Source organism: Magnetococcales bacterium, from assembly GCA_015231175.1.
In the GTDB taxonomy this organism is placed as follows: domain Bacteria; phylum Pseudomonadota; class Magnetococcia; order Magnetococcales; family DC0425bin3; genus HA3dbin3.
This window is the reverse complement of record JADGBZ010000043.1, coordinates 21,806-27,805: the sequence shown is the minus strand read 5'-3', so window position 1 is coordinate 27,805 and position 6,000 is coordinate 21,806. Positions and strand designations below refer to the sequence as shown.

The window sequence follows — 6,000 nt, the reverse complement described above, 5'->3', positions numbered from 1 at the left end:
TGTCATCATTTTCTCGACTGCGAAACATGTTGTCTTCTCCCATCTGGTCATGAACATGCCGGCAACCGAGAGGATTACCCCCCTCTGCCGGCCACCCTTACAGTATAAAACTGTTTCCCAGAGGTTTGTATCATATCCACCTGCACATCCTCAATAATTTTTTACCTCGGCAAGTCAAAAATTGTTTTCAGGAATGACATGCTGTCTTATGCCGAAAATTTTGCCGCGTCCCATGTCAAAAGGAAAGGTATGGATCACGCAAGGAACATTTCTTGCAGCGTCACAACAGGCCCGTCACCTGAAGGAACACCACGCGCATGAAAAAATCCAAAACAGTCGTCTTTCTGGGGGATCTCGTTCACACCGGCGGTCGCATCGGGCAGTGGACCTTTCCGCTCAACGTCGGTTATATCGGCAGCCATGCTCAACAATCCCTGCCCGGGGAGTTGGAGATTCGCCTCTTCAAACGCCCGGAACACCTGATCGAAGCCCTCAACCACGAACGCCCCAGCGTGGTGGGCCTCTCCCACTATGTCTGGAACAGCAACCTGAATCGGCACGTCTATGGTATCGTCAAGAGTTTGCACCCCCATGCCTTGACCGTGGGCGGCGGTCCCAACATGACCGATCTCAACGCCGATACAACCGGTGCGCTGGCCTTTTTTGCCCAACAACCCGCCTGTGATGCCTTTGTCCTGAACCAGGGTGAAGTGGGCTTTGCCACCCTGCTCGAAAAATTTCTGGCCTGTGGTGCCAGCCTGCCACGGTGGCGACAGGAACCCACCCCGGGATCCCTGGTCAACGCCGATGGGTTTGGCGGTGCCGTCCATGTGACCCCCCCCTTGCCGCCTCTGCCCGACTTGGACGCCATCCCTTCTCCCTATCTTACCGGCCTGCTGGATCCGTTTTTTGCAGAGCCCATGACACCCATCCTGGAAACCAACCGCTCCTGCCCCTACCGCTGCACCTTTTGCGCCTGGGGTATCGGCGCCGGCAAATTGACCCGCTTCAGCGATGACCGCGTCTTTGCCGAGATCGATTATGTCAGCCAACGCTGCCACAAGGCGATGAATCTGTTCCTGGCCGATGCCAACTTCAGCATTCTGCCCCGCGATGAAAAAATTGCTGAAAAATTGTATGCGGCCCACCGCCAGCACGGTTTTCCCGGCCACTGCTCCATCCAATGGAACAAAGGCAACCCGGAACGGGTCATGCGGGTGGCCAAGGCCCTGCGCGGTCTGTCGGATATCACCGCCACCCTGCAATCCAACAACCCGAAAGTCCTGGCAGCCATCCAACGCACCAACCTCCCCCTGGAAAAGGTCGAGGAGATCGTGACGACGCTCCGGGCTGGTGAGGAAAAAATCACCGTCTTCTCCGAGCTGATCCTGGGCCTGCCGGAGGAGACCCTGGCCTCCCACATGGCCGCCAACCGGCTCCTGATGGACAAAGGGGTGGAGATGGTCAACTTCAATCTCTATCTGCTGCCGGGCACCGCCATGAACACGCCGGACTCCCGCGCGCGCTATTTTCGCACCGTGGGTTGGCGCATCCAGGACGGAGCTTTCGGCGAATATGCAGGCGTCCGGGTGATCGATGGCCAGGAGATCGTCCTGGCCACCACCACCATGTCCCTGGAAGAGCTGCGCTCCTGCCGCTTCACCCATGCCCTGATCCAATTCATGTGGTCGCGTCAATATTTCATCGACTATCTGAAGCTTTTGCAAGGGTATGGCATCCACCCGCTGGATGCCATCCTGGCCGTGGCCGCCGCCTTCCGCACCACGGACGGCCCTCTGGCGGAGCTCATGCAGTGGTTCCGGACAGACCATGATCTGGAAAATTTTCCCGACTTTGCCAGCCTCAGCGCCTACTGGTGCGCCGATGACCCCTTTGCCCGACTCAAGTCCGGCCAGTTCGGCAAACTCAACTTTCAGCTCACCTTCAAGATTCTGCTCGATCATCTCGATCCATTCCTGGCCCTGCTGCGCCAGGTGGGCGAGACCTTGCTGACCGACCATCAGGCCCCGGATGCGGCACGGGCGCAACTCGCGGAGGTGCTGCACCTGAGCCGGGAATTGCGCATTGAACTGACCGGCAACCAGGCCCTGGTCAGCCAAAAAAGGTTGGATCTGCACCACGATTTTTTGACTTGGCGCGCCGAAAACCGGCACGGCACCCCCCGCCCGGCACCGACGCCATGCGATCTCTACCTGCCGGAAACCCAACGCCACAACCTCGAACGCCAACTGGCGCAGTTCAAGGCGGACAACCTGCATGCCACCCTGCGCAAAATGTCGGAATACATCAGTTCCGACGATTTTTTTTACAAGATGCGTCCCGCACGGCAGACTCCGGAAACCCCTTCCTGACGTCTATTTTTCGGGTGGTGCCGAACGGTTGACTGAATGGCCTCCATTCATTCTGGTCTGAAGTTTGCTTCATTTGGATATCCAGACAGCACTTACCGTCAAAATCCTTGCCAAACTGGGTTGGTGTCGTCGGGGACCGGTTGTTGCCAGGTGATGCCTGCTTGACGGTCACTCATTCTGTGGGAAAAAACGCATGGCCAAAAAATGTCCTGTCTGCAAGAAGGGAACGCCTCTCTGGTTCATATCTTGGGCCGATATGGCCACGCTCCTTCTCTGTTTTTTCGTGATCATCGTTGCCTACTCTTCCGTCCAGAAAGCCCGCTTCGAGGAGCTGGCCGGCGCGATGAAGGATGCGTTCGGCGTGCAGAGGATTCAGGCGATCAACCCCATTCTTACCGGGCAAAATCTGATCGGTACCGAGTTTCAGCAGGCCGTGCATTTTGTGGAGTTGCGCGAAAAGGTCCGCGTCATGGTCAGTGCCCTGGTCGACAACGGCCAGGCCATGGTGGAGGAGAAACGGGACGGATTTCATGTCACCATCAAGGAGGAGGCCCTGCTCTCCCCCGGATCGGCCACGTTCAACTCCGATGTCGGCGCCGTTCTGGACCAGATCGGCAATGTCCTGGCCGGCGGCTACAACGCCATCGAAATCCGTGGCTATACCGACTCCCAAAAAACCGTCCCGGGACAGTTGGAGACGACAAGCTGGTTCCAGGGGGCGCGCATGGCCGCTGCGGTTGCCAACCGCTTGATAGCCGGAGGAGAGTTGCAACCTGAACGTGTGCGGGCCACGACCTTCGGCGAGTACCAGCCTATCGCCAGCAACAATACGCCAGAAGGCCGCAAGTCCAATCGTCGCGTCGAGATTGTCATCCTCAAGGAGATGGCCAACACACCCCAGGTCGATGATGCACCTGGAAACGCCTCTTCCGGTCAGTATCCTCAAGAACCTGAAAAGCCATAGAACAAAGGAATATCTCAACCATGGACATATCTACCATCATAGGACTGTTTGGCGCCTTGCTCATTCTGGCCTTCCTTTCGGCAGGCAAGATCACCATGTTCGCCAGTACCCATGCAGCCGTGGTTGTGTTTGGGGGGCTTATCGCCTCTACCTTTGTCAAATTCAGTCTGCATGATCTGAAAAACACCGGCGCCATCCTCTCCAAGGCGTTCCTGCTGCCCAAGGACAACATCAATGACATCATTGCCCAGTTGGTGGAGATGTCCAACATCTCTCGCAAAGATGGCATTCTCGCCCTGGAAAAGTACAAGACCAAAAATTCATTCATGCAAAATGCCATCAACCACTGCGTGGACGGCTCCAGCCCTGAATTTTTGAGCGAAGTGATGGGCAAGGAGATCGAATATCTGGCGCACCGTCACCATGTGGGGGTGGTCATGTTCGACTCGATGGGCGAAGCGGCTCCGGCCATGGGCATGGTCGGTACCCTCATTGGCATGGTCGAACTTCTTGCCAACATGGAAGATCCTTCCAAGATCGGCCCGGCCATGGGGACCGCTTTGCTCGCCACCTGCTATGGGGCCATCGTCGCCAACATGATGACCATTCCCATCGGCATCAAGCTCCACCACTACTCCAGCGAGGAGCAACTGCGCTGCCAGGTCATCATGGATGGCATCATCGGCATCCAGAAGGGGGTCAATCCGCGCATGCTGGAGCAGTCCCTCCGCACCGTGCTCTCCAGCAGGGAGAGGGAAGCCGAATAGGTTCTCCCGGAACACCCGAAATGATTCGATATCACTTGTCTTGCGCCACCGGCAAAGTCGGCTCCAGGGCCCTTGTCACAATTTTCGGTTATGGATTGCTGGCCGGTCTCCTTTTGACCGGCTGTCAGCGGCCCGAAATCCAGATGCGCACGGCCTCGGATGAACAGCAACAACGCGAAGCCATCCACCAATCGTTGTTGTATCTGGAAAATATCCATAGACAACTCAATCGAATCTACAGGCTCTATTTCGATGTTGCCCAGGCCGCCGTACCGTTCTGTCCCCAGGAAAATCTGGCGCAAGAAAACGGCGTGATGGTGATGACCAAAAATAATTTTAAAACTATCAGCACAAACATCATGCGTGCGGCGGAAATTCATTACAATTATGGTGCAATCGGCACGGTGTTTTATATACATCCAAATTCGACAGCCTCCCACTCGGGCGTGCAACTGGGGGATAAACTTGTCACCGTACCAAACGTTCCCGGTCGTTTTACCTACCAGTTCATACGGGACGGCAAAGCCATGGGAACCATTTCAGGTGGCGTGCCCATTTGCAGCTATCCTCCCATGCTGGACAGAAACGACGAGATCAATGCCTACGCCGACGGAAAACACATCGTGGTCTCGCCCGGCCTGATCCGTATCTTGGACGACAACGCCCTGGCCGATGCCATAGCCCACGAAATGGCCCACAACATCATGAAGCATGTCGATAAAGGGATCATCAACACAAAGATGGGCCAGCTTGGCGGGTTCATCCTGGATATTCTCTTCGCCTCCAAGGGGGTCAATACCGACGGGGGGCTCTCCGAGCGGGGCGCCCTCGTCGGTCGCATGGCCTACTCCAGGGAATTTGAAAAGGAGGCGGACATGCTCGGGGTCTACATCCTGGCCCTGGCCGGATATGATCCGAAAAAGGCGATCGAAACGAACAGAAAACTGGCCGCCGAAATGCCCGGCAACATTTGGCCTACCTCCATGACCCACCCTGCGGACTCGGAACGTGCATCCATCAAGGGTGCCTTGGCAGATGAACTGGTACAAAAAATAGCCGACCGCCAACCCTTGCGGCCCGATATTCCCAGGTTTGCCAAGATCCCGGACGCCCTGCTGATTCGTAATGACGCCGTCCGCCCGACCACGGAAGCCATGGCTCCAGTCATGCAGGCCAGTTACCGCAAGGCCAACCCGGATGTTCCCCCCGAACCCCCGACCACCCTTGGCCAATCCGGCAGCCAGAGTTTGCCTGCGACTTTGGTCCCACACGCCGCATCGCCAACCACCAGCAACCCTGTCAAACCAGGCGCCGCCCTCTTACCCGCAGCGACCCCAGCGAACGGCTCGACGCCGGGCAAGGGTTATTTCGTCTACCTGGGGTCATACTCGGACGCCGACACACTGGCCAAAATCCAAACCCGATTGACGCAGCGCAACTTCCTTGCGACCACCCAGGAGATCAACCTTAAGGCACAGCCCTACTACCGCCTCTACGTCGGCAGCTACGCCACCCGCTCGGAAGCCGACGCCGCCCAGGTCACGTTGCGCGACAAAGAAGGACTGAAAGGGGATGTCGTCTTGATGCCCTGAGGGAGCCCCAGTCTCTCCCGGGCCGCTTTGCCGGTCACCTCTGCCACACACCACGAGATAGCCCTTACTTCCTGAAATCACACCAGGAACCCAAGGAAAAGGTGACCGCAAAGACAGCCCCGGAGAGACACCAACCAGCACTCTGCACGAACCCACCCGACAAGGCACTCTGGCAAGAAGAGCCATGCCTCCCCAGGCGGCTCCGTCCCCACCATGAAAGAGGTAAGAACATGCACCCCCCTCGTTAGGGTCAGACTCGATTCCCACAGAATGGTTCCATTGTTACCCCATTTTTACCAGTTGGC

The 6,000-nt window shown here is 57.1% G+C and carries 4 protein-coding genes; all 4 read left to right on the top strand.

The genetic code is table 11. The annotated features are described in order from the left end of the window. The first annotated feature begins 317 nt into the window (after window positions 1-317). The 4 genes from HQL63_10170 (at window position 318) to HQL63_10155 (ending at window position 5,695) form a co-directional block, all read left to right on the top strand. The gene (locus tag HQL63_10170; GenBank protein MBF0177195.1) at window positions 318-2,372 is read left to right on the top strand and encodes a hypothetical protein; all 2,055 of its coding nucleotides are present in this window, start codon (window positions 318-320) and stop codon (window positions 2,370-2,372) included. Between the two features lie 193 nt (window positions 2,373-2,565). Then, window positions 2,566-3,336, top strand: a complete 771-nt coding sequence (locus HQL63_10165; protein ID MBF0177194.1) for an OmpA family protein — start codon at window positions 2,566-2,568, stop codon at window positions 3,334-3,336. 20 nt (window positions 3,337-3,356) lie between these two features. Beyond that, window positions 3,357-4,103 (top strand): MotA/TolQ/ExbB proton channel family protein, encoded by a 747-nt coding sequence (locus HQL63_10160; GenBank protein ID MBF0177193.1) that lies wholly within the window; start codon window positions 3,357-3,359, stop codon window positions 4,101-4,103. 20 nt (window positions 4,104-4,123) lie between these two features. Continuing rightward, the gene (locus tag HQL63_10155) at window positions 4,124-5,695 is read left to right on the top strand and encodes a M48 family metalloprotease (protein MBF0177192.1); all 1,572 of its coding nucleotides are present in this window, start codon (window positions 4,124-4,126) and stop codon (window positions 5,693-5,695) included. The last annotated feature ends 305 nt before the right edge of the window (window positions 5,696-6,000 follow it).